The following is a 25,045-nucleotide window of genomic DNA, read 5'->3' as shown; positions in this document are numbered from 1 at the left end:
CGGTAACGAAGATTACTGGCGATATTGCTGGATTCGGGTGGTCCGGAGCCCTGCCAGCCCGTGCTGGTCGATGGAGAACTGCCAGGACAGGAACTCGTCCACGGTCAGCGTGTAGCGGCTGCAGGCCTCTTCCAGCGAGAGAAGGCCGCCGCGGACCGCCGCGACCACCTCGGCCTTGCGGCGGATCACCCAGCGCTTGGTCCCCGGGGCGGGCAGGTCCGCAATCGTTAACGGACTCCCGTCGGGCCCGATGACGTATTTGACCCGCGGACGGTGGGGCTCTGTCATGGCGTACTCACAACTCTCAAGCACTCAACATACTGTGTGATGTGAACGTAGGCCGGCCGGCTTAAAATTTGACTAAGCCAAGCGAGGCAATGTGATGGACGAAATTAGTAAAGTCGTAAGATTGGTAACCGGGATCCTGCGCTCCCCCCTCGGGGGCCGCATACACGGCCGCGAACGCCGGGATTCGAGCGCTTCGCGCACGCTCGCCGACGGGGCGGTCTTCACTGGTGAACGGAGTTGATCGCGCGTGATCGGCGCGACGACGCTACATCGACTGATTGAAGCACTGCCGCCTTCTCGCGTGCAGAGTCGTCATCCTGAGAGCCTGCCCCGGACTTGATCCGGGGTGTGCGCGTAGCGCGCCTCGAAGGATGACGGCGGCAGCCGGATCGGGAGCTCTGATTCCATCAAAAGCAGAACCGCTCTACGGATCGATCAGCACGCCGGGATTGAGCATGGCCTGCGGGTCGAGTTCGCGCTTGGCGGCGCGTAGCGCGGCGGCGAACAGTTCGGGGCGCTGGCGGTCGTACCACTTGCGGTGATCGCGGCCGACGGCGTGGTGATGCGTGATGGTGCCGCCGGCGTCGATCAGCGCGTCGCTCGCGGCGTCCTTGATCGCCTGCCATTGTTCGAGCAGCGCGCCGTGGCGGCCGAGCGCGTGAAACGAGAAGTACGGCGCCGGCCCGTCCGGATAGACATGGGTGAAGCGGCAGGTGACTTCGCCCTTGATACCAGTCGCCTCGAGGATCGCGCGTTCGGTCGCGGCCTTCACGCTGTCGTGGAACGATTCGAAGCGATCCCAGGTGATCGCGGTTTCGAACGTGTCGTTGATCAACGCCGCCGGCGTCAGGAATTCGCGCGCATAGGGCATCCGGATGAAGGCGTTGCGCCACAGGCCGGCGGCGCCTTCGAGATGTCCCTCGGCGGCATCGGCCGTCTCCGGCGTGCCGCCGTGATCGGCGCAGCATTCGAGCGCCCGCGCCATCCATGCGTCCACCGGATGGTCACCCGATTCGAACGCCAGCACCATGATGGCGACGCTGCCGCCGGCGGCGCCGGTGTTGAACGCTTCCCGGGGATCGAGGATGCGGCAGTTCGACGGATACAGACCGGCCTGGGCCACCGCGCGCACGGCACGCGCTGCAGAAAAGAAATCCGCGAAGCGCACCGACGCGCCGGCGCGGAACGTCGGCCGCGCCTGCAGCCGCATCCAGGCCCGCGAGATCACGCCGAGAATGCCTTCGGAGCCGATGAACATCCGGTCCGGGCTGGGGCCCGCGCCCGATCCCGGCAGCCGCCGCGTCTCCATCACGCCGCGCGGCGTCACCACGCGCAGGCTTTCGACGAAATCGTCGATGTGCGTGTAGAGGCTGGCGAAGTGACCGCCGGAGCGGGTCGCGATCCAGCCGCCGAGCGTGGAATATTCGAAGCTCTGCGGAAAATGCCGCAGCGTCACGCCGTGCGGCTTGAGCTGCGCTTCCAGCGCCGGACCATAGGCGCCGCCTTCGATCAACGCGGCGCGCGAGGTGGCGTCGACTTCGATCACCCGGCCGAGATGGCGCATGTCGAGCGACACCGCGGCCTTGTAACGACCGCCGTCGACGCGGCACTCGACGCCGCCGCACACCGAGGAGCCGCCGCCGAACGGCGTCAGCGCCGCACCTGCGCCGCCGGCCCAGTCCATCACCGCGGCGATCTCGGCCTCGTTGCGCGGATAGGCGACGATATCGGGGGCGGCCTCGTAGTCGCCGATCATGCCGCGGACGTAGTCGGGATAGGACTTGCCGTAGGCGTGAGCGGCGCGATTGTAGACGTCGATCGAACAGATCTCAGCGAGCGAGCGCGGCGGCACGATCCGCGGCTCGTGCAGCTTCAATTCGTCGAGCTTCGGCACCGCGATGGTGTCGAAGCTGTCACGGCCGAACTTCTCCCGATAGCGGCCGAGCACGAAGGCCTGCTCGGCCTCGCTCATGCCCTCGCCTTCCCGTCCCCAGCCGTAATGCTTCAGCCGCGCGCTGCCCATCGTGACCTCCCGTTCGGTTCGGCGACGATTGACGGCGCGCCGATTGCGACGCTCAGTCTGAAACGGGACGGCGACGCCCGCAAGCGCGTTCGCGTGCTGCAGCGCAGCTCGTTATGCGTCGCGCACCGGAACGACCAGAATGTCCTGACGCAGCCGCCGCAACAGCTCCTCGGTGACGCTGCCGAGCAGCATCCTGATCGTGCCCTGCCGACCGTGGGTGCCGATCACCACCAGATCGGGCCGCATCTCGGTCGCGACATCGACGATCGTCGAGGGGGCGAGCCCCTCCTTGACCAGGGTGGTGTAGTCGATATCACCGAGATCGAGCGGCTCCAGGAAACGCACCAGATCCCGCACCGCTTCGACGCGCGACTGGGCCAGATAGTCGTCGACATTGCCCTTGTGGACGCCCGCATAGCTCAGCATGCCCGCTGCAGCGGCGTCGTAGACGTGCAGGATCGCGAACCGCGTGCGGGGCATCAGGCCGAGACTGCGGGCGACGGTGAGGGCGCGCCCCGAGCAGTCCGACAATTCGACTGGCGCTAGGCACGACGTGTAGCGCAGCGCCGGATCGATGTTGGCCATCAGCACCGGGATCGAACTATTGCGAATCACCCGCTCGGCGGTGGTGCCGACGAAAATATCCCTCAGGAAGGCGCGACGATGGCTGCCGATCACGCACAGATCCGCGCCCATCTGCTGCGCGGCCCTGACGATGCCGTCGAACGGCGTGCCGCGCACCACCAGCGGGCTGCAGCGCAGGTCGGAGAGATAAGCGTGCTCGCGGATCGCGTCGGCGAGCGCGGTCTCGGCGAGGTCGCATTCCGCAGCGACGATGCGCTCCGGCTGATCGTCGTCGACGACATGAACCAGCACCAGGCGCGCGCCCGCGTCTCTGGCGATCAGCGCGGCGCGGCGCACGGCACGATCCGAACGCGCCGAGAAGTCCGTGGCGACGGCGACCAGTTGCAAACCGGATTTCGTTGACTGGCGCGGCATCTGATCCATGATCACCCTCTGCATGCTTGCTTGTCGTCGTTAACGCGGCTGTATCGCTCGGCGCGGCGGCCGGAAGCGGCCGCGCCGAGCATTGTTCGCTACGGTTCGAGGCTGCGCAGCGCGCCGATGCGGCGCATCAGCAGCTTTTCCGTTTCGAGCACGATCATCAGCACGACGCCGGCGCCGATGATGACCAGGCCGTCGGCCAGCGCGATCGGCGTGGTCTCGAACAGCGCGTGCATCACCGGTGCGTAGGTGAAGGCGAGCTGCGCCGCGATCACGGCGATCAGCGCCAGCAGCACCGCCGGGGTGCCGAGCGCGCCGCGGAAGGAGAACGAGGACATGTGCAGATAGCGGACGTTGAACAGATAGAAGATCTCGAACACCACCAGCGCATTGACCACCATCGTCCGCGCCGTCTCCAACGGCAGCCCCTTCCCGAGCGCGTAGAAGAAGATCCCCAGCGTGCCGGCGGTGAACAGCACCGACACGAAGAAGATGCGCCAGACCAGGAACGGCGACAGCAGCGGCTCGTGCGCCGGGCGCGGCGGCCGCTTCATCACTCCGGGCTCCGGCGGCTCGAACGCCAGCACCAGGCCGAGCGTGACGGTGAGAATCAGATTGATCCACAGGATCTGCACCGGCGTCATCGGCAGGGTGAAGCCGAACAGAATGGCGAGGATGACGGCGAGCACCTCGCCGCCATTGGTCGGAATCGTCCAGGCGATCACCTTGCGGATGTTGTCGTAGACGGTGCGGCCTTCCTGCACCGCCGCCACGATCGAGACGAAATTGTCGTCGAGCAGCACGACCTCGGAGGCTTCCTTCGCGGTCTCGGTGCCCTTGTGCCCCATCGCGATGCCGACATCGGCCTGCTTCAGCGCCGGCGCGTCGTTGACGCCGTCGCCGGTCATCGCCACCACCGCGCCGGTCGATTGCAGCGCCTGGACGATGCGCAGCTTGTGCTCGGGATTGGTGCGCGCAAACACGTCGGTATGCGTGGCGATGCCTGTGAAGGCCGCATCGGGGGTGCGGTCGAGATCGGCGCCGCTGACGACGTCGGGACTGTCGGTCAGCTTCAATTGCCGCGCGATCGCGTCGGCGGTGGCGGCGTGGTCGCCGGTGATCATCTTGACCACGATGCCGGCCGAGCGGCATTCGGCGATCGCCTGGATCACCTCCGCGCGCGGCGGATCGATGAACCCGACCAGCCCCATGAAGGCCAGGCCCTCGTCGAGATCGGCGAGGACCAGTCGATCGCTCGCACGCGCCGGCGATCGCACCGCAAAGCCGAGCACCCGTTCGCCCTCCGCCGCCGCCCGCGAAATCTGCTCGGTCCAGAATGCCGCGTCGAGCGGCTGCAAGCCGTCGCGGCCCAGTTGCGTCTGGCACATCGCCAGCAGCCGCTCGGGCGCGCCCTTGACGAAGATCACCTGCCCGCCCGAGGCTGCCGCGTGTCGCGTCGCCATGAAGCGATGCTGGGCGTCGAATGGAATTTCATCCGAGCGCTTCCACTCCGAACGTTCCCTGGCGGGGTCGAGGCCGGCCTTGATCGCGAGCGCGACCAGGGCGCCCTCCATCGGATCGCCATCGACGACATAGTGCCCCTTGACCTCGCGCAATTGCGCGTCGTTGCACAGCAGCGCCGAGCGGATCAGCTTGATCGCCGCAGCGTCGGCCTCGGCATCCTTGCGGCCGTCGACGGTCAGTTCGCCCTGCGGGATGTAGCCCGAGCCGCTGACCAGAATGGTGTGATCGGCGGTCATGATGCGCCGTGCGGTCATCTCGTTGCGGGTGAGCGTGCCGGTCTTGTCGGAGCAGATCACCGAGGTGGCGCCGAGCGTCTCGACCGCAGGAAGGCTGCGGATGATGGCGTTGCGCTTGGCCATGCGCTGCACGCCGATCGCCAACGTGATGGTGATCACCGCGGGCAGGCCTTCCGGCACGACGCCGACCGCCATCGCCACCACCACGATCAGCGCGTCCGGCCACTCATAGCCGCGCACCAGCGTGGCGAACGCGAAGATCGCGGCGGCCGCCGAGATCGCCACCCAGGTGAAGCGCTGGCCGAACCGGTTGATCTGCCCGAGCAGCGGCGTGGTGAGCTGTTCGACGCCCTGGATCAGCGTGCTGATGCGGCCGATCTCGGTGCCCTCGCCGGTCGCGACCACGACGCCGAAGCCCTGCCCGGCGGACACCAGCGTCCCCGAGAACGCCATGCACAGCCGGTCGCCCAGCGGCGCATCCGCCGCGGCGGGCTGGTCGTGCTTTTCGGAAGCGACCGATTCACCGGTCAGCATCGCCTCGTCGATCAGAAGACCGCGGGCGCGGGTAAGCCGCAGGTCGGCGGGGACCCGATCGCCGGCCTCGATCATCACCACGTCGCCGGGCACGAGATCGGCGGCCGGAATGCTGATGCGGTGGCCGTCGCGCCAGGCATGGGCGCGCGGCGAGATCATCTTGCGGATCGCGCTCAGCGCCTTCTCGGCCTTGTCTTCCTGAATGAAGCCGACGATCGCATTGATGGTCACCACGGCCACGATCACCGCGGCATCGATATGATGGCCGAGGATGGCGGCCGCGACCGCCGCGGCCAACAGGAAGTAGATCAGCGTGTTGTTGAACTGCGCGAGGAAGCGCAACAGCGGATTCCGCCGGGACGCTTCGGGAAGCGCATTCGGCCCATAGGTTGCCAAACGCTTCGCCGCCTCGGCGCTGCTCAAGCCGCCGCGGTCGGTCGACAGATTCGCGAGAACCCGCTCGGCATCGACCGCGTGCCACATCTCGTCCGACGCCTGGTCGTTCGGGCCCTTGATCGCGGCGTCCATCGGCATGCTCATGCGTTGTCTCGACATGTTGAGAATGAATATCGCGCGCCTGGCGGGGTGGGATGCGAGCTGTCCGTAACGGCATTGCATCCGCTCGATCCCGACGGATCGACCGCAAGGCGCTGTGAAGCGTCAAGGAGCCCTCACCCGACGCGCGCGCCGGTCCCGCGCTACGGGACGCCGGCTTCCGCCGTCACGAAACGGCGGAATTGATCGACCTGATGGGGCGGCAGCGGATGGGGGCTAGGACGCGATCGGCGGACGCAGCAGCGGGCGCTCGCTGCGATCGAGCATCACCCCGGCCAATGGCAGGCGCAGCCGGGTCGATCGATCGCGGACGCCACTCCTCAACGCGGCAGGAGCGAGAAGGTGAGCCCCCGCTTCGGGCGCAAACACTTCGGGTTCGTCGCCACCATGCGGAGTTGGACAAGGAGGTGGCGTCTTGACGAATTCGAGCAGGCCGCGCGGCGCGTCATGCGCCGATGCGACGGGGCCGGTGGCGACGATGACGACGGCCAGCGCACACAGACAAATCGCCGCTTTGAGCCAGAGGCGCAATGCAGCAGGAACTATCCGGAACTCGCCGTCTCGATCAGATCGCATCGTCTCCCGACATCATTCGCTTTTGACAGGGCCCGACAAGGGCCGACTGAACCTAAGCCGTACGCCGATCGTCCAACCTTGATCTTGCTCAACGCGGGTAAGCGAGCAACTGCGGCCACTCGTCGCAATACGCGATGGATGTCACATCATCGTCGATCATCACGCCGCGCCCGCACGAGTGATCGGAACAATTCGATCGAAATGTCAGCGTCGCGTGGTCGTCGCGCCAGCCTCGCTAGAATGAGAGCCTGACACCTCCGGTGACGCCGGCGTCGTTACCGCCTCGGCGGGCGAAGCTGGTGGTGCCCGTCAGGGTGGCGGCGACATTGCTTGCCACCAGCGCCGAAATGCCGCCAGCGACCCTGCCATAGGTGCCGCCATCAGCCGACACCGGCGTCAGAATCGGCAGCAGCGGCGCCGACACCAGCGTAGTGGTGACGGTGTGGCCGGAGCCCAGGAAATCATGCGCGGCGGTCAGATTGAGGAACGGCGTGTAGCTGCCGTCGCCGAGTTGCAAGGGATAGCGGAGCTGCACGCCCGCATCGCCGGTGAGCGTGTCCAGCGTCTGGCGGTCCACCATCATGGCGAGCAGGACATCGCCGGTCTCGGTGTAGCCCCGGATCGTGGCGTTGGTGTAGTTCAACGCCGCGATCGGCCCGACGCGCAGCCGGCCGGCGTCGAACAGATAGCCACCGCGGGCGGCGACCGTGACCACGTCGGCCTTGGTGCTGGCGCGGATGATGTCGATGACGCCGCGGCGCTCCAGCGCGAAATTCTGGCGGCCATAAGCGACCAACCCGTCGGCGAACCAATGCGCATCCGTGTAGGAGCCGTAGCCCGCGAACTGGAACGCATCGATGCGATTCCGCGCATCCTGCACCGCGAGCTTCACGTCCGGCTGCGAATAGCCGAACACGCCGCCGACGCGCCAATTGGCATCGAGCCGATATTCCAGCCCGAGATAGCCGCCCGCCGCATCGTAATCGTAGCCGGTGGCGTAGAATTGCCGGTCGCGGCTGCCGCCGGCGTAGCTGGCCGCGCCGTAGACCGACCAGCGATCCACCGGTGCCGGCGGCGCAAGCGCCTTACCGGGGATCGCGGCCATCGCTGCATGGACGCCGGAGGGCTGGAAGCGTCGGCCAGCCTCGAGGCGATCGAACACCGAATTCGAGAAACCGCCGAGCAGGCTGGTCGCGACGCCGGCCTGCGGCGTCACTGTGCTCGGCGCATCGATCTGGTTGGCCATGTAGCTGGCGATCAGCGCCATCGCGGCGCCGGTCGGATGCACCGAATTCTCATAGAAGCAACCTGCGACATTCACCGCGACTGTCCCCGGCGTCGATCCGGTGCCGGGCCCCGCCTCGCAACCGGTGAAGCCCGCGGGAATGCCGGCAAACCCGTACATCGCCGGATTCTCGGCGACGCGCTGCTGCAGGATGCCGAAATTGAGCAGGAAGATGCGCACGCCGGCCTGCGCGAGCGGCGCCAGCAATTGCTGGGTCTGCAAGTAATAGGTGTCGGCCCAGAGGTCACGCTGCGGGGCGCTGAAATTGTAGGGATTGGTTCCGTCCTTGCCGAGCGTCGCCTCCGGAAACCACTTCGAACTTCCGGTGCCGAGCCAAGCGATATTGCGCGCACCGGCGGCGACCAACTGCTGCACGCCTGCGACGGCGTTGACGGCGGAGACGGTCGCGCTGGTCGAAATCACCGCATTGACGTCGGCCGCACCCGAGACGTTGATGCCGGACAGGTCGTTGCCGCCGATCGACAGCGCGATCAGGTCACTGTCGGTGAAACGGGTTCCGCTGGCGACGAATTGCTGCAGCTCGTAAGGCAATCCGTAGCTGCTGGATAGAAACGGCATGGTGTTGGTATTGTCGGTCCGCGCACCGCCGATCGAGTAGTTCGTCAGCCCCGACAGTCCGTAGATCGACTGCAGCGAGTCGACAAAATTGGTGCTGCCGGTAAAGCGGCAGCTCGTGTAAGTCGGGCTGGGACACGGCCAGAAGTCGGATGGAGTCAGCGTGAACGGAAAATACGGGATGCTGACCGTGCCGGTCCCGTTCGCGCCGATCAGCCGGTATGCGCCGCCGGGCGCCGAACCGGTATCCGCATAGCTGTCGCCGAAGCCGAACAACCTTGTGAACTGCGCCTGCGCCGGAGTCGGCATGATGCCGGAAGCGGCCGCTATCACGGCGATCGAGAAGATCGCCCGGCGGGCACGTGAGAACAACATCGGTGCGCGACTCCGCGCGCCGTCGCCTGAAATACCGAACATCACGAATCACCCCTTGCCCGCCGATCATCATCGGTGCGGCGGTCCAGGGGCGGCAGCAACTGATAGAAATACGAAACGCACGGGTCATTAGTCGTGTGCCGCAGACACTGCGCCGAGCGACGGCTGCGTCGCGGTATCAGTTTATGTCAACGCGGCGTTTCGCGCGTGGCAACGCGATCAAGAAGCGCCAGCAGACCGCGCAGGATCTCCACCGGCTTCGGCGGACAGCCGGGGATGTGCAGATCGACCGGGATCACTGCGGAGACGCCGCCGGCGACCGCGTAGCTGCCGGCGAAGCAGCCGCCGTCCTTGGCGCAATCGCCGACCGCGACCACCCATTTCGGCCCCGGCACCGCGTCGTAAGTGAGCCGCAGCGCCTCGCGCATATTGTGCGTCACCGGCCCGGTGACCATCAGCACATCGGCGTGGCGCGGCGAAGCGACGAAACGCAGGCCGAAGCGTTCGACGTCGTAATACGCGTTGCTCAGCGCGTGGATTTCCAGCTCGCAGCCGTTGCAGGAGCCGGCGTCGACCTCGCGGATCGCAAGGCTGCGGCCGAGCGTGCGCCGCGCGGTGGCCTCGACCAGCGCCGCGAGTTCGGCGACGCCGGCCTCGCCCGGCGCCGGGGCAGGTTCGGTCAGCGGTCTGGCGAACAGGCTCTCGAACAGCAGCTTGCGCATCGCTACAGATCCACGCCGGAGTAGGAGCAGTTGAACGATTTGTTGCACAGCGGGAAGTCGGCGACGATGTTGCCTTCGATCACGGCTTCCAGCAGCGGCCATTGAAACCACGACGGGTCGCGCAGATGGCAGCGCTCGACGACACCATTGTGTAGCCGCAGCCAGACGAGGATATCGCCGCGAAACCCTTCGACCAGCGCCAGCCCTTCGCAGACCTCCTCCGGCAGATTCGGCGCGACGCGGATCTCGCCGCGCGGCAGCCGGTCGAGGATCTGGTCGACCAGCGACAGACTCTGCTCGACCTCGCGAATCCGGATCCAGACCCGCGCGTCGACGTCGCCCTCGGTCAGCACCGGGACGTCGAAGCGCAGCTCGTCATAGGGCGCGTAAGCCAGCGTGCGCCGGGCATCGAAGCCGCGGCCGGAGGCGCGGCCGACATAGCCGCCGGCGGCGTATTGATCGGCGAGCGCGGGCTTGAGGATGCCGGTCGACACGGTGCGGTCCTGCAGCGACGCCGTGCTGTCGTACAGCTCGATCAGCGCCGGCAGCTTGGCGCGCACGGCGGCCAGCGCGGCGCGGATCGCGGCCTTGCCGGCGTCGTCGAGATCGCGCGCCACTCCGCCGGGCGTCACTACGTCGCGCATCAGGCGATGGCCGAACGCGGTGTCGGCGGCACGCAGCACGTTTTCGCGTAGCACGCCGAACTGAGCCAGCATGATGGCGAACGCCGCGTCGTTGCAGATCGCGCCGATGTCGCCGAGATGATTGGCGAGACGCTCCAGCTCGGCGACGAGCGCCCGCAGCCACACCGCGCGCGCCGGCACCGCGATCTCCGCCGCGGTCTCGACCGCGCGCGAAAACGCCAGCGCATAGGCCACCGTGCTGTCGCCGGAGACGCGGCCGGCCAGCCGCGCGGCACGCGGCAAATCCGCGCCGGCGATCAGCCCGTCGATGCCCTTGTGGACGTAGCCGAGCCGCTGCTCCAGCCGCACCACGGTCTCGCCGCTGACGGTGAAGCGGAAGTGCCCTGGCTCGATGATGCCGGCATGCACCGGGCCGACCGCGACCTGATGGGTCCCGTCGCCCTCGACCGGCAGGAAGCGATAGGCCGGCGTCGGCGTGAGCGCTTCGCTCCGCGCGCCGAGCGGCGCGTGGACGCCCCATTGGCCGTGATCGAGCCAGGGCCGATCGTCGATCGCTCCCTCGGGCTTCAGGCCGAACAGATCGGTGATCGTGCGTTCCAGCCGCAGCGCCGGCAGATGCCTGGCGGCGACCGAGGGAAACGAGCCGTGCGGACAGTCGAGGCTGACGATTCCGATCTCCGCGGTGCGCGGATCGAACAGCGCCATGTGCACGCTCATTGGCTCGCCCCACAGCGACAGCAATTGCCACTGCCGCTCGGCGAGCATGCGCACCGCGAAACTCCACACCGCGCTGTCGACCACTGTGCGGGTCCACGGCCGATGCCGCGCCACCTGCAGGCCTTCGAGGTTGAGATCGATCAGCGACGGCATCGGATCTGTTGCTCCCTAGCCCAGCAGCTTGGCGACGTGCTGGAACCACGCCACCACCGGCGCCGGCAGATACACGCCGGCGATCAGCACCAGCGCCAGATGCGCGAACATCGGCACGTAGGACGCCTGCACCGGCTCGCGGCTGCCGCGCGGCCGACCGAAGGCGATGCCGGTCAGCCGCAGCATCAGCGCGCCGAACGCCACCAGAATGCCGAACACCAGCAGCAGCGCCAGCCACGGCGCGCGCGCGAAGGTCGACGACACCAGCAGGAATTCGCTCATGAAGATGCCGAGCGGCGGCAGCCCGGCGATCGCCGCCACGCCGACGACGAGGCCCCAGCCGAGCACCGGGTGGGTCTCGGTGATGCCGCGGATCTTCGCCAGCGACTGCGTGCCCTTGACCTGGGTGATGTGGCCGACCGCAAAGAAGATCGCCGATTTGGTCAGGCTGTGCATCACCATGTGCAGCAGCCCGGCGAAATTCGCCAGCGGGCCGCCCATGCCGAAGGCGAACACGATGATGCCCATGTGCTCGATCGACGAATAGGCGAACAGCCGTTTGATGTCGCGCCGCCGATACAGCATGAAGGCGGCGAACAACAGCGACGCCAGCCCCATCACGATCATCAGCACGCCGGGCGGCATCGCCTCGCCATTGGCGGCGAGCAGCATCTTGAAGCGCAGCAGCGCATACAGCGCGACGTTGAGCAGCAGGCCGGACAGCACCGCCGAGATCGGCGTCGGGCCTTCGGCGTGGGCGTCGGGCAGCCAGGCGTGCAGCGGCGCGAGGCCGACCTTGGTGCCGTAGCCGAGGAACAGGAACACGAAGGCGACGTTCAGCAGCGGCGCGTCGAAGCCGGCGGCGCGCGCCACCAGCACGGTCCAGATCATGCCGTCCTGGCCCTCGCCGACCACCGGCCGCGCCGCCATGTAGACGAGGATTGTGCCGAACAGCGCCAGCGCGATGCCGACGCTGCCGAGGATGAAATACTTCCACGCCGCTTCCAGCGCCGCCGGCGTCCGATAGATGCCGACCATCAGCACCGTGGTCAGCGTCGCCAATTCCACCGCCACCCACATCAGGCCGATATTGTTCGACACGAACGCCAGATTCATGCCGAACATCATGATCTGGTACATCGCGTGGTAGAATCGCAGATAGGTCGGCGTCAGCTTGCCGGTCTCGAGTTCGTGGGCGATGTAGCTGGCGCTGAACAGGCTGGTGGTGAAGCCGACGAAGGTGTTCAGCACGATGAAGACGATGTTGAGATCGTCGACCAAAATGTACGGCCCAGGCTGCGGGCGCGGCAGCACCAGCAGCGAGGCCGCGCAGAGAAAGCTGCCCAGACTCGCGACGACGTTGAGCCGCGCGGTCAATTTGTAGCCCGGCAGCAGCGCCAGCACGATGGCGGCGCAGACCGGGATCAGCAGCACGCCCACCACCGGATCGAGGCCGGACAAACTCATCGCTGCTCTCCGCGCGAGACGTCGAGCTGCGAGACGTCGACCGAGTCGAAGCGTTCGCGGATCCGGAACAGCACGATGCCGATGACGATGAAGGCGATCAGCACCGAGAACGCGACGCTGATCTCGACCACCAGCGGCATCCCCTTGGCGCCGGCCGCGGCGAGGATCAGCCCGTTCTCCAGCGACATGAAGCCTATCACCTGGCTGACCGCGTTACGCCGCGTCACCATGAACAGCAGCCCGAGCAGCACCACCGACAGCGCAAACGCGAGGTCCTCGCGCGCCAGCGCGTCGGCATCCGCGGTGACGCGCAGCATCAGGGCCAGCGACAGCGCTACCAGCCCCATCCCGGCGAGCATGGTCGGGCCGATCCCGACCACGGTTTCGATGTCGCGGTGGATGCCGAGCTTGTAGACGATCCGGCGCAGCGCCACCGGAATGATGATCGCCTTGAACAGCAGCGCGATCAGGGCGGTGACGTAGAGATGCGGCGCGTCCTGGATCAGCGCCTGCCATCCCACCGCCAGCGACAGCATGATCGCGTGCAGCGCGAACACGTTGAGCAGCGAGGTCAGCCGGTCCTGATACAGCATCATGAACGACACCAGCACCAGGCCGCCGGCCAGCGAATGCGAGATGTCGAAGGCGAGCCCGTGCATCGCTACAGCCCCTTCGAGACAAAGAGAAGAAGCGTGCCGAGCAGACCGAGCATCAGGGCGGCGCCGAGGAATTGCGGCACGCGGAACACCCGCATCTTGGCGGTGGCGGTCTCGAACACCGCGAGCAGGAAACCGGCGACGGTGATCTTGAACAGATACAGCGCCGCGCCGGCCAGATAGGCCACGGGGCCGGCGCCGAACACGCCGATGCCCCAGGGATAGAACAGGCAGACGATCAGCGAGACGTAGAGCAGCAGCTTGAGCTGCGCGCCGTATTCGATCAGCGCCAGATGCCGGCCGGAATATTCCAGGATCATCGCCTCGTGCACCATGGTGAGTTCGAGGTGGGTCGAGGGATTGTCGATCGGAATGCGGGCGTTCTCGGCGAGCGCCACCATCACCAGCGCGATCATGGCGAGGCCGAGCGAGACGCGCAGGCCGACCGCGGTCGAGGCGATGTAATTGGCAACGGTCGACAGATGCGTGGTGCCCGCGACCAGCGCAACGCAGAACACGATCATCAGCATCGCCGGCTCGGCCAATGCGGCGATCATCACCTCGCGCGACGAGCCGATGCCGCCGAACGAGGTGCCGACATCCATGCCGGCGAGCGCGAGGAAGAACCGCGCGGTGCCGAGCAGCGCGACGATCACGATCAGATCCGCGGTCCAGTTGAACAACAGCCCGGTGGCGAAGGTCGGCACCAGCGCGGCGGCGACCCAGATCGCCGCGAAGGTGACGTAGGGCACGGCGCGGAACAGCCAGGAGGCGTTGTCGGCGAGCACGACTTCCTTGCGCAGCAGCCGGACCAGATCGCGATAGGGCTGCAGCAGCGACGGGCCGCGGCGGCGCTGCAGCCGCGCCTTGACCTTGCGGATGAAGCCGGTGAGCAGCGGCGCCAGCAGGAACACCAGCAGCATCTGCACGCCCTGCACGGCGATGTCGGCGATCAGGTCCATATCGCGAGCACCAGCAGCAGCGTGACGAGGGTGGCGAACACCAGGCTGAGATAGCCGCGGATGGTGAGGAGCTGCATCCTGTCGAGACGCACCGACGCCGCCATGATGCCGCCGGCGAGCGGCGCATAGATCCGCTCCCAGATCTGGTCGTGCAGTTCGATCCGCAGCCGCGCCGGGGCGGTGTCGCCGGGCGGCGGCATGGTGACGTGATCGCGGGCGCGGAAGATCAGCGTGCCGAACACCCGGCGGATCGGCTGCGCGAAGCCGGCCGCCGAATATTGCGCCAGCGGCGCCGGATCGGTGAAGCCGCAGCCCCAGGCCGGCCCGCGCCGCACCGCGCCGGAGGAGAACAGCCGGATCGCCACGAACGACAGCGACGCCGACACCGCGATGAACACCGCGACCAGGAGGCCGTTATAGGAGCTGTGGCTCTGCGCGATCGGCACGATCGACAGCCACGCCATTCCGCTCTGCGGCGCGAGCCGGCTGCCGAGGATCTCGGTAGCGATCGGCGCCAAAGCGTCCATCACCATGCCGGGCAGCACGCCGGCGAGCAGGCACAACGCGGCGAGGATCGCCATCGCGGCGAGCGAGAAGCGATCGACCTCTTTCGCAGCCAGCGTCGCCGGGCCGCGCGGCCGGCCGAGGAACGTCACGCCATAGGCCTTGACGAAACACGCCGCCGCCAGAGCCGCGGCCAGCGCCATCAAGCCGCCGACCGCCGGCACCAGAATTTTCAGGCCCCATTGCGGCAGTTGCGGGCTCTGCAGCACCGCCTGGAAGATCAGCCATTCGGAGACGAAGCCGTTGAACGGCGGCAGCGCCGAGATCGCGATCGAGCCGATCAGGAACACCACGCTGGTGAACGGCATGCGGTGGATCAGTCCGCCGAGCTTGTCCATGTCGCGCTCGCCGGTGGCACTCAGCACCGCGCCGGCGCCGAAGAACAGCAGGCTCTTGAACAGCGAATGGTTGAGCACGTGGAACAGCGCCGCGGTGAAGGCCAGCGCCGCCGGCAGCGGCTGATGATTGGCCTGGAACGCCAGCGCCAGGCCGAGGCTGACGAAGATGATGCCGACATTCTCGATCGTCGAATAGGCCAGCAGCCGCTTCAGGTCCTTCTCCATCAGCGCATAAAGAATGCCGAGCGCCGCCGTGATGCCGCCGAGCGCCAGCACGATCCCGGAGGTCGACCAGTCCGGCGTGCCGAGCAGATCGAACACCACGCGGATGAAGCCGTAGACCGCGACCTTGGTCATCACGCCGCTCATCAGCGCCGAGACGTGGCTCGGCGCCGCCGGATGCGCCAGCGGCAGCCAGACGTGCAACGGCACCAGTCCGGCCTTGGAGCCGGCGCCGAACAGCAGCAGGATCAGCACCAGCGTCGCGATCCACGGCGCGTGCTGCGCGGCGCGGATCGCGGCGAAATCGTAGTTTCCGGCGGCGCCCGCGAGCAGGCCGAAGGCGAGCAGCAGCGCCAGCGTGCCGAAGCTCGCCATCAGCAGATAGACATAGCCGGCGCGGCGATTGGCGGGATCGCGATGATGCGTCATCACCAGCGCCCACGACGCCAGCGACATGAACTCCCAGCTCAGCAGATAGGAGAACGCGTCGGCGGCAAGCACCACCATGTTCATGCCGGCGAGAAACGCCGGATAGAACGGCAGCACCCGATGCGGCGCGTGTTCGTGGCGGCCATAGCCGAGCGCATACAGGCTCGCCAGCGTGCCGCCGAGATTGACCACGACGAGAAAGAACGCCGCCAGCGCATCGAGCCGCAGATGCGCGCCGAGCCAGGGCAGCCCGATCGGCAGCGTGCGCTCGGCGGCGGCGTCCGCATGCAGCAGCAGCCAGGTCAGCGCGCTGGCGGTGGCGATCGCGCAGGCGACCAGCGTCGCCGAATAGATGATCGCGGTGGCGAGGCGGGGCTTGCGGCTCAGCGGCACGGCGGCGACCGCGATCGCGAGCAGCGCAGCGACGCACCAGAGCTGGACGGCGAGCTCGACCATCAGCCGCGCACCCGCACCGCGCGCGCAAGGCGACGCGCGACCGAAGTCGGCACGCGATTGGGCGCCGGAGACATCATCCGCGATCGTGCCCCATTCGCATCGGGTTCGACCTCATTTCATCATGGCCGCTGCGCCGACGCGATAGGCGAAGCGAAGCACCGCCTCGCGCGTTCGGCAAGTCGTGGGTTCGCCGCGGTCCGGAGCGGCCGCAGCGCATGACGATCTAGTTACCCGAACTGCAGCAGGTCTATCAATCATCTATTTTTGATATGCATAAATGATGTTTCAAACATCATATCTGCATGACCCATTCGGGTCTCGCCGACTCCGCCACCTGCCTCGATCCGGGTTTATCCCGGCTCGAGTTCCCTCGCATGGCGTGGCCTCGCGCCGCTCGGCACCGCCTGAGCGCCCATGGCCCGAAGACAATGGCCCGAAGACAATGGCCAAGGTCGCGGTTGACCACGGCGGGTTGCGGCGCGCAGTAAAGCTCTCCCCGCAAAGGACCGCCATGTCCGACGATTCCCAGCCCGCCCGGCGAACGCCGACCCTCGCGCAACTGCTCGACGCGATTCGCTTCCTGACCATCCTGCCGGTGCCGGATTCCGACCGCGCACCGGAACCGGACTGGCTGACGCGCGCGATGACGTTCTTTCCGATCACCGGCGTCGGCATCGGTGTGATCTCCGCGCTGGTGTTCCTGATCGGCAATTCGCTGTTCGGCCCCGGACTCGCCGCGCTGCTGGCGGTCGCCGCCTCGGTCATCGTCACCGGCGCGATGCACGAGGACGGCCTCGCCGACACCTTCGACAGTTTCGGCGGCGGCTGGTCGGTGGCGAAGCGGCTGGAGATCATGAAGGACTCGAGGCTCGGCACCTATGGCGGCCTGGCGCTCGGCCTCGACGTCGCGCTGCGCGCCATGGCGCTGGCGCAACTGCCGCTGTGGGCCGCGCTCGCCACCCTGGTCGCCTGCCACGCCGCCGCGCGCGCGACGCCCGGATTCGTCAAGCGCAAGCTGTCCTACGCCGGCGACGTCAGCGGCATGAAGGTCAGCTACGCCGAAGAGCCGATGCGCAAGGACGAGTGGGTGCTGGTGCTGGTCACCGTCGCCCTGGCCGCATTGCCGCTGCTGCTGGTGTCGCCGCTGGCGCTGATCACCGGCCTCGGCTTCGGCGCGGCGCTGGCCGCGACGATCGCCTCATGGGCGAAGCGGCTGCTCGGCGGCTACACCGGCGACGTTCTCGGCGCCACCGAGCAGATGTTCGAGATCGGGTTTCTGCTGGGGGTGGCCGCGGTGCTGGCGGGGAATTAGTTAGTTCCCTGAGATTAGTCCGCCCGCTCCGTCTCCACCCCGCCGTCATGCCCGGGCTCGTCCCGGGCATCCACGAATGCGGCCTCGCGGCGCCCGAGAACGTGGATGGCCGGGACGAGCCCGGCCATGACGGAGTCGTGGGCCGCTGACGGGCCGCGCGCTGATCAGTGGCTGATCATCCACGGCCGCGCCGTCGGAAAGCCCTTGGCGCCGCTCCTGGTGCGGGTCTGCAGCCGCGCCGGCTTCTTCAGGCCGGAGCAGCAGCCGCAGCCCGGCGCGTGCTTGGCCTTGTATTCGCCGACGCTCATCGGCGCGTTCCTGCTCTTCTCGTTGGTGGCGTGCGCATTGCGCTGCGACGCCGGCATGCAGGAAAAATTCGGCGCGGTGAGAATCACCCGCGGCGACGAGGTCTCGCACACCGGGCACGGCTGCGGCTCCTCGTATTCCGACATCGGCCGCATGTCGGTGAACGGCCCGCAGGCGTCGCACATGTATTCATAAACTGGCATCGTCGTTTCCCTTGCGCTGACGATTTGGTCCCGGCGATGGAAGCGGGGCAGATGAACCGCACCGTCCCGCTCCCTTCGCGCAGGGAACACCGCCGTCATTGCGAGGAGCGAAGCGACGAAGCAATCCAGCTCAGTGCACGGCGCTCTGGATTGCTTCGCTTCGCTCGCAATGACGAACTTTCTCGTTACTTGTCCTGCGAGATCGGCATCTGGATGTCGCCCTTGATGTGTTTGACCGGCCCGGCCGACGACGGCATCATGTCGAAGTCGAAGATCTCGGTCGGCAGCCACAGCGTGGCGCAGGCGTTGGGGACGTCGACGACGCCGGAGATGTGGCCCTGCACCGGCGCGGTGCCGAGGATCGAATAGGCCTGGGCGCCGGAGTAGCCGAACTTCTTCAGATACTCGATGGCATTGAGACAAGCCTGGCGATACGCGACGGTGACGTCGAGATAATGCTGCTGGCCTTGCTCGTCGACCGAGATGCCCTCGAAGATCAGATAATCCTTGTAGTTCGGCGTCACCGGCGACGGCTTGAAGATCGGATTCTTGACGCCGTATTTCGACACGCCGTCCTTGATGATGTCGACCTTGATGTGCAGCCAGCCGGCCATCTCGATGGCGCCGCAGAAGGTGATCTCGCCGTCGCCCTGGCTGAAATGCAGGTCGCCCATCGACAGGCCGCCGCCCGGCACATAGACCGGGAAGTAGATCTTGGAGCCGCGCGACAGATCCTTGATGTCGCAATTGCCGCCGTGTTCGCGCGGCGGCACGGTGCGGGCGCCTTCCGCTCCCGCTTTCGCCTTGTCGTCGCCGGTGAGCTTGCCCATATGCGCGGTCGGCCCGAACGGCGGATTGGCGAGGCCGGGCACGCGGGTCGGGTTGGTGGCGATCAACGCGGTCTCGCGCTCGTTCCAGGTGGCCAGCAGCTTCGGATCGGGCAGACAGCCGATCAGGCCGGGATGGATCAGGCCGGCGAAGTTCACGCCCGGGATGTGGCGCGACGAGGTGTACATGCCCTTGAAGTCCCAGATCGACTTCTGCGCCAGCGGGAAGTGATCGGTGAGGAAGCCGCCGCCGTTCTGCTTGGAGAAGAAGCCGTTGAAGCCCCACAGGCTCTCCTTCATCGGGCCGACGTCGAGCAGGTCGACGACGAGAAGATCGCCGGGCTCGGCGCCCTTGACGCCGATCGGACCGGACAGGAAGTGCACGATCGACAAATCGATGTCGCGGACGTCGTCGGCGGAATCGTTGTTCTTGATGAAGCCGCCGGTCCAGTCGTAGGTCTCGACGATGAAATCGTCGCCGGGATTGACCCACGCCGCCATCGGAATGTCCGGGTGCCAGCGGTTGTGGACCATCTCGTTGTCGTAAGCGGACTGCGTGAGATCGACCTTGATCAGTGTCTCTGGCATCGGATGCTCCCCTTGTGACCAGTGGACTTGGTTGGATAGACGGACTCAGACGGACAGATATTTCGCGACCTGCGCCTCATCGACGCTGTCGCGCGCCTCGTCGCGGACGATCTCGCCGTTCTCGATCACCAGCACCCGGTCGGCGACGTCGAGCGCGAAGCTCAGCACCTGCTCGGAGACGATGATCGACAGGCCCTTGGTGTCGCGGATTCGCTTCAGGGTGCGGGCCATGTCCTTGATGATGGACGGCTGGATGCCTTCGGTCGGCTCGTCGAGCAGCAGCACTTTCGGCTTGGTGGCGAGCGCGCGGGCGATCGCGAGCTGCTGTTGCTGGCCGCCGGAGAGGTTGCCGCCGCGGCGGCTCTTCATCTCCAGCAGCACCGGAAATAGCTCGTAGAGATCGCCCGGCACATCCTTTTCGCCGGACACGACGAGGCCGGTCTCGATGTTCTCCTTCACCGTCATGGTCGAGAAGATCATCCGGCCCTGCGGCACGTAAGCCAGCCCCTTGGCGACGCGCTCGTAGCTCTTGAGGCCGCCGAGCTCGGCGCCCTCCATCGAGATCGAGCCCGAGCGCTGCGGGATGATGCCCATCAGCGATTTCATCAGCGTGGTCTTGCCCATGCCGTTGCGGCCCATGATCGCGACGATCTCGTTCGGCGCGACGTCGATGTTGAGCCCGTGCAGCACCTCGCTCTGGCCGTAGGCGACGTGCAGATCGTTGATAGCGAGCATCGGGATCTCCTCTAGCCGTGACGGCGGGCTCCCTCTCCCCGCGCGCGGGGAGAGGGTCGGGGTGAGGGGGCGCCTCCGCGAGTCGCAGAGGCTCGGCCGTGGCGAGACGCCCCCTCACCCGACCGGCCGCGCTGCGCGCCGCCGGTCGACCTCTCCCCGCACGCGGGGAGAGGTGAAGCTGCGCTTCGTCGAAACGCTTTCGTCATTGCGAGGAGCACCCGGATCGACGCTTCGCGTCGTCCGAGTACAGGCTCAGCGACGAAGCAATCCAGAGGCTCCGTGCTCGGAGCTGGATTGCTTCGCTTCGCTCGCAATGACGGGGGAGAGGCGGTGGGCATCAGCAACCTCCTAGTGGCCCAGATAGACTTCGATGACCTTGGGGTCGTTCTTGACGACGTCCATGGTGCCTTCCGACAGGATCTGGCCCTGGTGCAGCACGGTGACCTTGTGGGCGATGTCCTCGACGAACTTCATGTCGTGCTCGATCACCAGCACCGAGCGATCCTTGATGATGGTGTGCAGCAACTCGGCGGTCTTGACGCGCTCGGACACGCTCATGCCGGCGACCGGCTCGTCGAGCATCAAGAGGTCCGGGTCCTGGATCAGCAGCATGCCGATCTCCAGCCACTGCTTCTGGCCGTGGCTGAGCAAATCGGCGCTCTGGCCGAGCTTGTCCTTCAGGAAGATCGCCTCGGCGACTTCCTCGACGCGTTCGCGCACCGTCGGCGTGCGCTGAAACGTCAGCGCACCGAACACCGAGCGGCCCTGCGGATAGGAGATCTCCAGATTCTCGAACACCGTGAGGTCCTCGTAGATCGACGGCGTCTGGAACTTGCGGCCGACGCCGGCCTGGACGATCTGGTTCTCCTTCATCTTGGTGAGGTCCTTGCCGCGGAAGTGGATCGCGCCGGACGTCGCTTTGGTCTTGCCGCAGATCAGGTCGAGCACCGTGGTCTTGCCGGCGCCGTTGGGGCCGATGATCACCCGGATCTCGTTCTCCTCGACATAGAACGACAGATCGTTGACCGCCTTGAAACCATCGAAGGAGACGGTGAGCCCTTCCACCGCCAGCAGGAAGTCGGGTTGTTGATGGCCGATCAGCATGGTCACCTCCTCATTCCGCCGGTGTGCCGTCGGCGATCGGGCCGAACGATTTGCCGTTGCTGTGATCCGATCCGGATTTGCGTTTGCTGATCAGCCTGTCGATCAGCGGCTGGACGTGATCGCGCCAGATTCCGGCGAGACCGTTCGGGAAAATCAGCACCACCGCGATGAACAGCGCGCCGAGCCCGAACAGCCAGAGCTGCGGAAACGATTCCGACAGGCTGGTCTTGGCGAAATTGACCAGCAGCGTTCCGTAGACCGCGCCGAAGATCGACAGCCGGCCGCCGACCGCGGTGTAGATCACCATCTCGATCGACGGCACGATGCCGACGAAGGACGGCGACATGAACCCGACATTGAGGGTGAACATCGCGCCGCCGATCGCCGCGAACATCGCCGCGAGGCAGAACGCGAAGATCTTGAAATTGGCGACGCTGTAGCCGGAGAACCGCACCCGGTCCTCCTTCTCGCGCATCGCCACCAGGATGCGGCCGAGCTTGGCGTGGCGGACGAACAGCGCCAGCAGAATGCAGCCGAACAGGAACGCGACCTCGACGAAGTACAGCACCACCTTGGCGTGGTCGGGACGGATGTCCCAGCCCTTGAGGGTGCGCAGATCGGTGATGCCGTTGATGCCGCCGGTGTAGCCCTGCTGGCCGATGATCAGGATGGTCAGGATCGCGGCGATCGCCTGGGTGATGATCGCGAAATAGACGCCACCGACGCGCCGCTTGAACATCGCCGCGCCGATCAGATAGGCGAACACCGTCGGCACGATCAGGATCGCGAGGATCGTCAGCGTCAGGCTGTGGAACGGTTGCCAGAACAGCGGCAGTTGCGTGATCTGGTTCCAGTCCATGAAATCCGGGATGCCGGGCGTGGACTGGATCTTGGTGTTGGCGACGCTGGACGCCTCCAACTTCAGATACATCGCCATGCCGTAGCCGCCGAGGCCGAAGAAAACCCCCTGCCCGAGGCTGAGGATGCCGCCGAACCCCCAGCACAGCACCAGACCGAGTGCCACGAACGAGTAAGTCAGATATTTCGCGACCAGGTTCAGGCGGAAGACATCCAGCGACAGCGGCAGGATGACGACCAGGAGCAGAGCGAGCGCGGCGAGACCGATCAGGTCGGAGCGGCTGAGAAAGCGCGGGCTTTCCATGTCGATGACTCCTATTTGCGAACCTTGAGGGCGAACAGGCCTTGCGGACGCATCATCAGGATCGCGACGATGGCGAGCAGGGTCAGCACCTTGGCCATCGAGCCGGACATGAAGAACTCCATGGTCGACTGCGCCTGCGAGATGCTGAAGGCCGATGCGATGGTGCCGAACAGGCTCGCCGCGCCGCCGAACACCACGACCAGGAAGGTGTCGACGATGTAGAGCTGGCCCGAGGTCGGCCCGGTCGAGCCGATCATGGTGAAGGCGCTGCCGGCGATGCCGGCGATGCCGCAGCCGAGCCCGAAGGTGTAGCGGTCGACCTTCTCGGTGTTGATGCCGACGGCGCCGGCCATCACCCGGTTCTGCACCACGGCGCGGACCTGGCGGCCCCAGCGCGATTTGTACATCACATAGGCGACGGCCGCGGTGATCAGGAAGGTCAGGCACATCACGAAGATGCCGTTGATCGGCACCTCGATTGTGTCGGTGATCTGCTTGGAGCCGAGCATCCATTGCGGCAGCTCGACGCCGACCTCGCGCGCGCCGAAGATCGACCGATAGGCCTGCTGCAGGATCAGGCTGAGGCCCCAGGTCGCCAGCAGCGTATCCAGCGGGCGCTTGTAGAGATGGCGTATCAGTCCCCATTCGACCAGCATGCCGAGCGCGCCTGCGGCGATGAAGGCCAAGATCATGGCGACGAAGAAGTAGCCGGGGAACAGCGACGGCAGATAGGCCTGGAAGGCGTTCGACGTCATCCAGGTGACGTAGGCGCCGAGGATCATGAACTCGCCATGCGCCATGTTGATGACGCCCATCTGGCCGAAGATGATCGCCAGCCCGAGCGCCATCAGCACATAGACCGAGAACAGGATCAGACCCGCGAAGCCCTGCATCGCGAAGATCGCGCCGAGATCGCCAATGGAATAATCGCCGAACATGGAGGCTGGCCCCTGCTAGTTGAAGTGATCCGGACGCGGTGTTTGCCGGCGCCGCCGCCACACATTCCGGCCGTCATCGCCGGGCTCGACCCGGCGATCCATCTTCCGCGAAGAGTGATGGATGCGCGGGCAGCTTTGCGAAGACGCGCTTCGCGCTATTGCCCGCGCATGACGCGGAGTGTGTGTGGAAGCGTCTGCCGACGCTTACTGATAGCCCTTCGGGAACGGATCGGGCTCGACCAGGTCGGCGGTCTCGTAGACCAGCTCGTACTGGCCATCGAGCTTGGCTTTGCCGACGCGGGTTTTCGACCAAAGATGGTGGTTTTCGTGGACGCGAACGTAGCCTTCCGGCGCGCCCTTGAATTCCACGCCGGGCGAGGCCGCCGCCACCTTGTCGATGTCGAACGAGCCGGCCTTCTCGACGGTCAATTTCCACAGCCACGGGCCGAGATAGGCAGCCTGGGTGACGTCTCCGATCACCGTCTTCTCGCCCCACATCTTCTTGAACGCGGCGACGAATTCCTTGTTGTTCGGATTGTCGAGCGACTGGAAGTACTTCATGCAGGCGAACGCGCCCGCGATGTTCTCGCCGCCGATGCCGTCGATTTCGTCCTCGGTCACCGAGATCGTCAACAGCGTCTGCTTCGACAGGTCGATGCCGGCCGCCTTGAGCTGCTTGTAGAACGCGACGTTGGAGCCGCCGACGATGATCGCGTAGATCACATCCGGCTTGGTCAGCTTGATCTTGTTGATCACCGAGTTGAACTGGGTGTGCCCGAGCGGGAAGTACTCTTCGCCGACGACCTTGCAGCCCTTCAGATGGTTCTCGATGTGCTTGCGCGCGATCTTGTTGGAGGTGCGCGGCCAGATGTAGTCGGAGCCGAGCAGATAGAAGCTCTTGGCGTTCTTGGTCTTGTTGACCCAATCGAGGCCGGCGATGATCTGCTGGGTGGCTTCCTGGCCGGTGTAGATGACGTTCTTGGATTGCTCGAGGCCTTCGTAGAAGGTCGGGTAGTACAGCATGCCGTTGTACTGCTCGAACACCGGCAGCACCGCCTTGCGCGAGGCCGAGGTCCAGCAGCCCATCACGGCGGCGCATTTGTCGTTGACGAGAAGCTTCTTGGCCTTCTCGGCGAAGTTCGGCCAGTCGGAGGCGCCGTCTTCCTGGATGTACTTGATCTTGCGGCCGAGCACGCCGCCGGCGGCGTTGATCTGCTCGATCGCGAGCTTCTCGGCCTGCACCGAGCCGGTCTCGGAGATCGCCATCGTGCCCGTCACCGAGTGCAGGATGCCGACGGTGACCTCGGTATCGGTCACGGCGAGGCCGGTGGTGTTGACGACCGAGGTCGCCGGCGCCTGGGCGAACGACGTGCGCGGCAGCATCGTCATCGCCGGAATGGCCGCCATCCCCATCAGAAGCTTGCGCCGGAACGGCGAGTGAAGGCCCTGGTCTTTGTCGTCTGCCATGAACTACCCCTTCGTGTTGTTTGGACGCGTGTGCAGTCGGGGCAAACGATCGGCGAAATTTTCGGCTGTACCGATACGCAAGATCACGTATGTTGC

At 66.3% G+C, this 25,045-nt stretch carries 20 protein-coding genes; 1 reads left to right on the top strand and 19 read right to left on the bottom strand.

The annotated features are described in order from the left end of the window. Window positions 1–12 precede the first annotated feature (12 nt). The 12 genes from SR870_RS23215 to hyfB form a co-directional block, all read right to left on the bottom strand. A complete protein-coding gene (locus SR870_RS23215; RefSeq protein WP_002714638.1) occupies window positions 13–288 on the bottom strand; it encodes a DUF1153 domain-containing protein in 276 nt (91 codons plus the stop codon). Between the two features lie 424 nt (window positions 289–712). Then, entirely contained in the window at window positions 713–2,311 is a 1,599-nt protein-coding gene (locus SR870_RS23210) for an FAD-binding oxidoreductase (RefSeq protein WP_322515848.1), read from the bottom strand. 111 nt (window positions 2,312–2,422) lie between these two features. Then, entirely contained in the window at window positions 2,423–3,283 is an 861-nt protein-coding gene (locus SR870_RS23205) for a universal stress protein (RefSeq protein WP_322515847.1), read from the bottom strand. Between the two features lie 125 nt (window positions 3,284–3,408). Continuing rightward, entirely contained in the window at window positions 3,409–6,150 is a 2,742-nt protein-coding gene (locus SR870_RS23200; RefSeq protein ID WP_322515846.1) for a cation-transporting P-type ATPase, read from the bottom strand. 231 nt (window positions 6,151–6,381) lie between these two features. Then, on the bottom strand, window positions 6,382–6,696 hold the full coding sequence (locus tag SR870_RS23195) for a hypothetical protein (protein WP_322515845.1): 315 nt from the start codon (window positions 6,694–6,696) through the stop codon (window positions 6,382–6,384). Between the two features lie 280 nt (window positions 6,697–6,976). Then, the gene (locus tag SR870_RS23190) at window positions 6,977–8,977 is read right to left on the bottom strand and encodes an autotransporter outer membrane beta-barrel domain-containing protein (protein WP_322515844.1); all 2,001 of its coding nucleotides are present in this window, start codon (window positions 8,975–8,977) and stop codon (window positions 6,977–6,979) included. A 188-nt stretch (window positions 8,978–9,165) separates the two neighbouring features. After that, window positions 9,166–9,699: an NADH-quinone oxidoreductase subunit B family protein gene (locus tag SR870_RS23185; RefSeq protein WP_322515843.1), complete on the bottom strand. Its 534-nt coding sequence runs from the start codon at window positions 9,697–9,699 to the stop codon at window positions 9,166–9,168. 2 nt (window positions 9,700–9,701) lie between these two features. Further along, complete coding sequence (locus SR870_RS23180) at window positions 9,702–11,213, bottom strand: hydrogenase expression protein HypE (protein WP_322515842.1); 1,512 nt, start codon at window positions 11,211–11,213, stop codon at window positions 9,702–9,704. Between the two features lie 15 nt (window positions 11,214–11,228). Further along, window positions 11,229–12,680, bottom strand: coding sequence for a hydrogenase 4 subunit F (locus tag SR870_RS23175; RefSeq protein WP_322515841.1), 1,452 nt, complete (start codon window positions 12,678–12,680; stop codon window positions 11,229–11,231). Continuing rightward, window positions 12,677–13,339: a hydrogenase-4 component E gene (locus SR870_RS23170; RefSeq protein ID WP_322515840.1), complete on the bottom strand. Its 663-nt coding sequence runs from the start codon at window positions 13,337–13,339 to the stop codon at window positions 12,677–12,679. The genes SR870_RS23175 and SR870_RS23170 overlap by 4 nt, the downstream gene beginning before the upstream one ends. 2 nt (window positions 13,340–13,341) lie before the next feature. Further along, window positions 13,342–14,298 carry a respiratory chain complex I subunit 1 family protein gene (locus tag SR870_RS23165; RefSeq protein WP_322515839.1) on the bottom strand — a complete coding sequence of 319 codons (957 nt, stop codon included), beginning with the start codon at window positions 14,296–14,298 and terminating at the stop codon, window positions 13,342–13,344. Next, a complete protein-coding gene (hyfB, locus tag SR870_RS23160) occupies window positions 14,289–16,307 on the bottom strand; it encodes a hydrogenase 4 subunit B (RefSeq protein ID WP_322515838.1) in 2,019 nt (672 codons plus the stop codon). Before hyfB ends, SR870_RS23165 begins: the two co-directional genes overlap by 10 nt. A 511-nt stretch (window positions 16,308–16,818) precedes the next feature. Here hyfB and cobS point away from each other — a divergent pair. Then, a complete protein-coding gene (gene cobS / locus SR870_RS23155) occupies window positions 16,819–17,619 on the top strand; it encodes an adenosylcobinamide-GDP ribazoletransferase (protein ID WP_322515837.1) in 801 nt (266 codons plus the stop codon). A gap of 164 nt (window positions 17,620–17,783) precedes the next feature. On the opposite strand, the gene SR870_RS23150 is transcribed toward cobS, so the two are convergent. The 7 genes from SR870_RS23150 to urtA form a co-directional block, all read right to left on the bottom strand. After that, window positions 17,784–18,128, bottom strand: coding sequence for a zinc ribbon domain-containing protein (locus tag SR870_RS23150; RefSeq protein ID WP_322515836.1), 345 nt, complete (start codon window positions 18,126–18,128; stop codon window positions 17,784–17,786). Window positions 18,129–18,313: 185 nt separating this feature from the next. Next, window positions 18,314–19,543: a formamidase gene (gene fmdA / locus SR870_RS23145; protein WP_322515835.1), complete on the bottom strand. Its 1,230-nt coding sequence runs from the start codon at window positions 19,541–19,543 to the stop codon at window positions 18,314–18,316. Window positions 19,544–19,588: 45 nt separating this feature from the next. Next, window positions 19,589–20,278: an urea ABC transporter ATP-binding subunit UrtE gene (urtE, locus tag SR870_RS23140; protein WP_322515834.1), complete on the bottom strand. Its 690-nt coding sequence runs from the start codon at window positions 20,276–20,278 to the stop codon at window positions 19,589–19,591. Between the two features lie 348 nt (window positions 20,279–20,626). Further along, window positions 20,627–21,382 (bottom strand): urea ABC transporter ATP-binding protein UrtD, encoded by a 756-nt coding sequence (gene urtD / locus SR870_RS23135; protein WP_322515833.1) that lies wholly within the window; start codon window positions 21,380–21,382, stop codon window positions 20,627–20,629. 10 nt (window positions 21,383–21,392) lie between these two features. Continuing rightward, window positions 21,393–22,544 carry an urea ABC transporter permease subunit UrtC gene (gene urtC, locus SR870_RS23130; RefSeq protein ID WP_322515832.1) on the bottom strand — a complete coding sequence of 384 codons (1,152 nt, stop codon included), beginning with the start codon at window positions 22,542–22,544 and terminating at the stop codon, window positions 21,393–21,395. Between the two features lie 11 nt (window positions 22,545–22,555). Beyond that, window positions 22,556–23,482 (bottom strand): urea ABC transporter permease subunit UrtB, encoded by a 927-nt coding sequence (gene urtB / locus SR870_RS23125; protein WP_322515831.1) that lies wholly within the window; start codon window positions 23,480–23,482, stop codon window positions 22,556–22,558. A 204-nt stretch (window positions 23,483–23,686) separates the two neighbouring features. Continuing rightward, window positions 23,687–24,949, bottom strand: coding sequence for an urea ABC transporter substrate-binding protein (gene urtA / locus SR870_RS23120; protein WP_322515830.1), 1,263 nt, complete (start codon window positions 24,947–24,949; stop codon window positions 23,687–23,689). Window positions 24,950–25,045 lie beyond the last annotated feature (96 nt).

Origin of the sequence: Rhodopseudomonas palustris, from assembly GCF_034479375.1 — a bacterium.
GTDB classification, from domain to species: domain Bacteria; phylum Pseudomonadota; class Alphaproteobacteria; order Rhizobiales; family Xanthobacteraceae; genus Rhodopseudomonas; species Rhodopseudomonas palustris_M.
Note: the sequence above shows the minus strand (reverse complement) of the source record. Positions and strands in the feature narration are given on the sequence as shown.

Coding starts and splice junctions, on each gene's coding strand:
- SR870_RS23200 (WP_322515846.1), bottom strand. CDS start 6,150: ATGAGCATGCCGATGGACGCCGCGATCAAGGGCCCGAACGACCAGGCG.
- SR870_RS23175 (WP_322515841.1), bottom strand. CDS start 12,680: ATGAGTTTGTCCGGCCTCGATCCGGTGGTGGGCGTGCTGCTGATCCCG.
- SR870_RS23180 (WP_322515842.1), bottom strand. CDS start 11,213: ATGCCGTCGCTGATCGATCTCAACCTCGAAGGCCTGCAGGTGGCGCGG.
- fmdA (WP_322515835.1), bottom strand. CDS start 19,543: ATGCCAGAGACACTGATCAAGGTCGATCTCACGCAGTCCGCTTACGAC.
- SR870_RS23215 (WP_002714638.1), bottom strand. CDS start 288: ATGACAGAGCCCCACCGTCCGCGGGTCAAATACGTCATCGGGCCCGAC.
- urtB (WP_322515831.1), bottom strand. CDS start 23,482: ATGTTCGGCGATTATTCCATTGGCGATCTCGGCGCGATCTTCGCGATG.
- SR870_RS23165 (WP_322515839.1), bottom strand. CDS start 14,298: ATGGACCTGATCGCCGACATCGCCGTGCAGGGCGTGCAGATGCTGCTG.
- urtA (WP_322515830.1), bottom strand. CDS start 24,949: ATGGCAGACGACAAAGACCAGGGCCTTCACTCGCCGTTCCGGCGCAAG.
- cobS (WP_322515837.1), top strand. CDS start 16,819: ATGTCCGACGATTCCCAGCCCGCCCGGCGAACGCCGACCCTCGCGCAA.
- SR870_RS23170 (WP_322515840.1), bottom strand. CDS start 13,339: ATGCACGGGCTCGCCTTCGACATCTCGCATTCGCTGGCCGGCGGCCTG.
- hyfB (WP_322515838.1), bottom strand. CDS start 16,307: ATGGTCGAGCTCGCCGTCCAGCTCTGGTGCGTCGCTGCGCTGCTCGCG.
- SR870_RS23210 (WP_322515848.1), bottom strand. CDS start 2,311: ATGGGCAGCGCGCGGCTGAAGCATTACGGCTGGGGACGGGAAGGCGAG.
- SR870_RS23190 (WP_322515844.1), bottom strand. CDS start 8,977: ATGTTGTTCTCACGTGCCCGCCGGGCGATCTTCTCGATCGCCGTGATA.
- urtE (WP_322515834.1), bottom strand. CDS start 20,278: ATGCTCGCTATCAACGATCTGCACGTCGCCTACGGCCAGAGCGAGGTG.
- urtD (WP_322515833.1), bottom strand. CDS start 21,382: ATGCTGATCGGCCATCAACAACCCGACTTCCTGCTGGCGGTGGAAGGG.
- urtC (WP_322515832.1), bottom strand. CDS start 22,544: ATGGAAAGCCCGCGCTTTCTCAGCCGCTCCGACCTGATCGGTCTCGCC.
- SR870_RS23185 (WP_322515843.1), bottom strand. CDS start 9,699: ATGCGCAAGCTGCTGTTCGAGAGCCTGTTCGCCAGACCGCTGACCGAA.
- SR870_RS23150 (WP_322515836.1), bottom strand. CDS start 18,128: ATGCCAGTTTATGAATACATGTGCGACGCCTGCGGGCCGTTCACCGAC.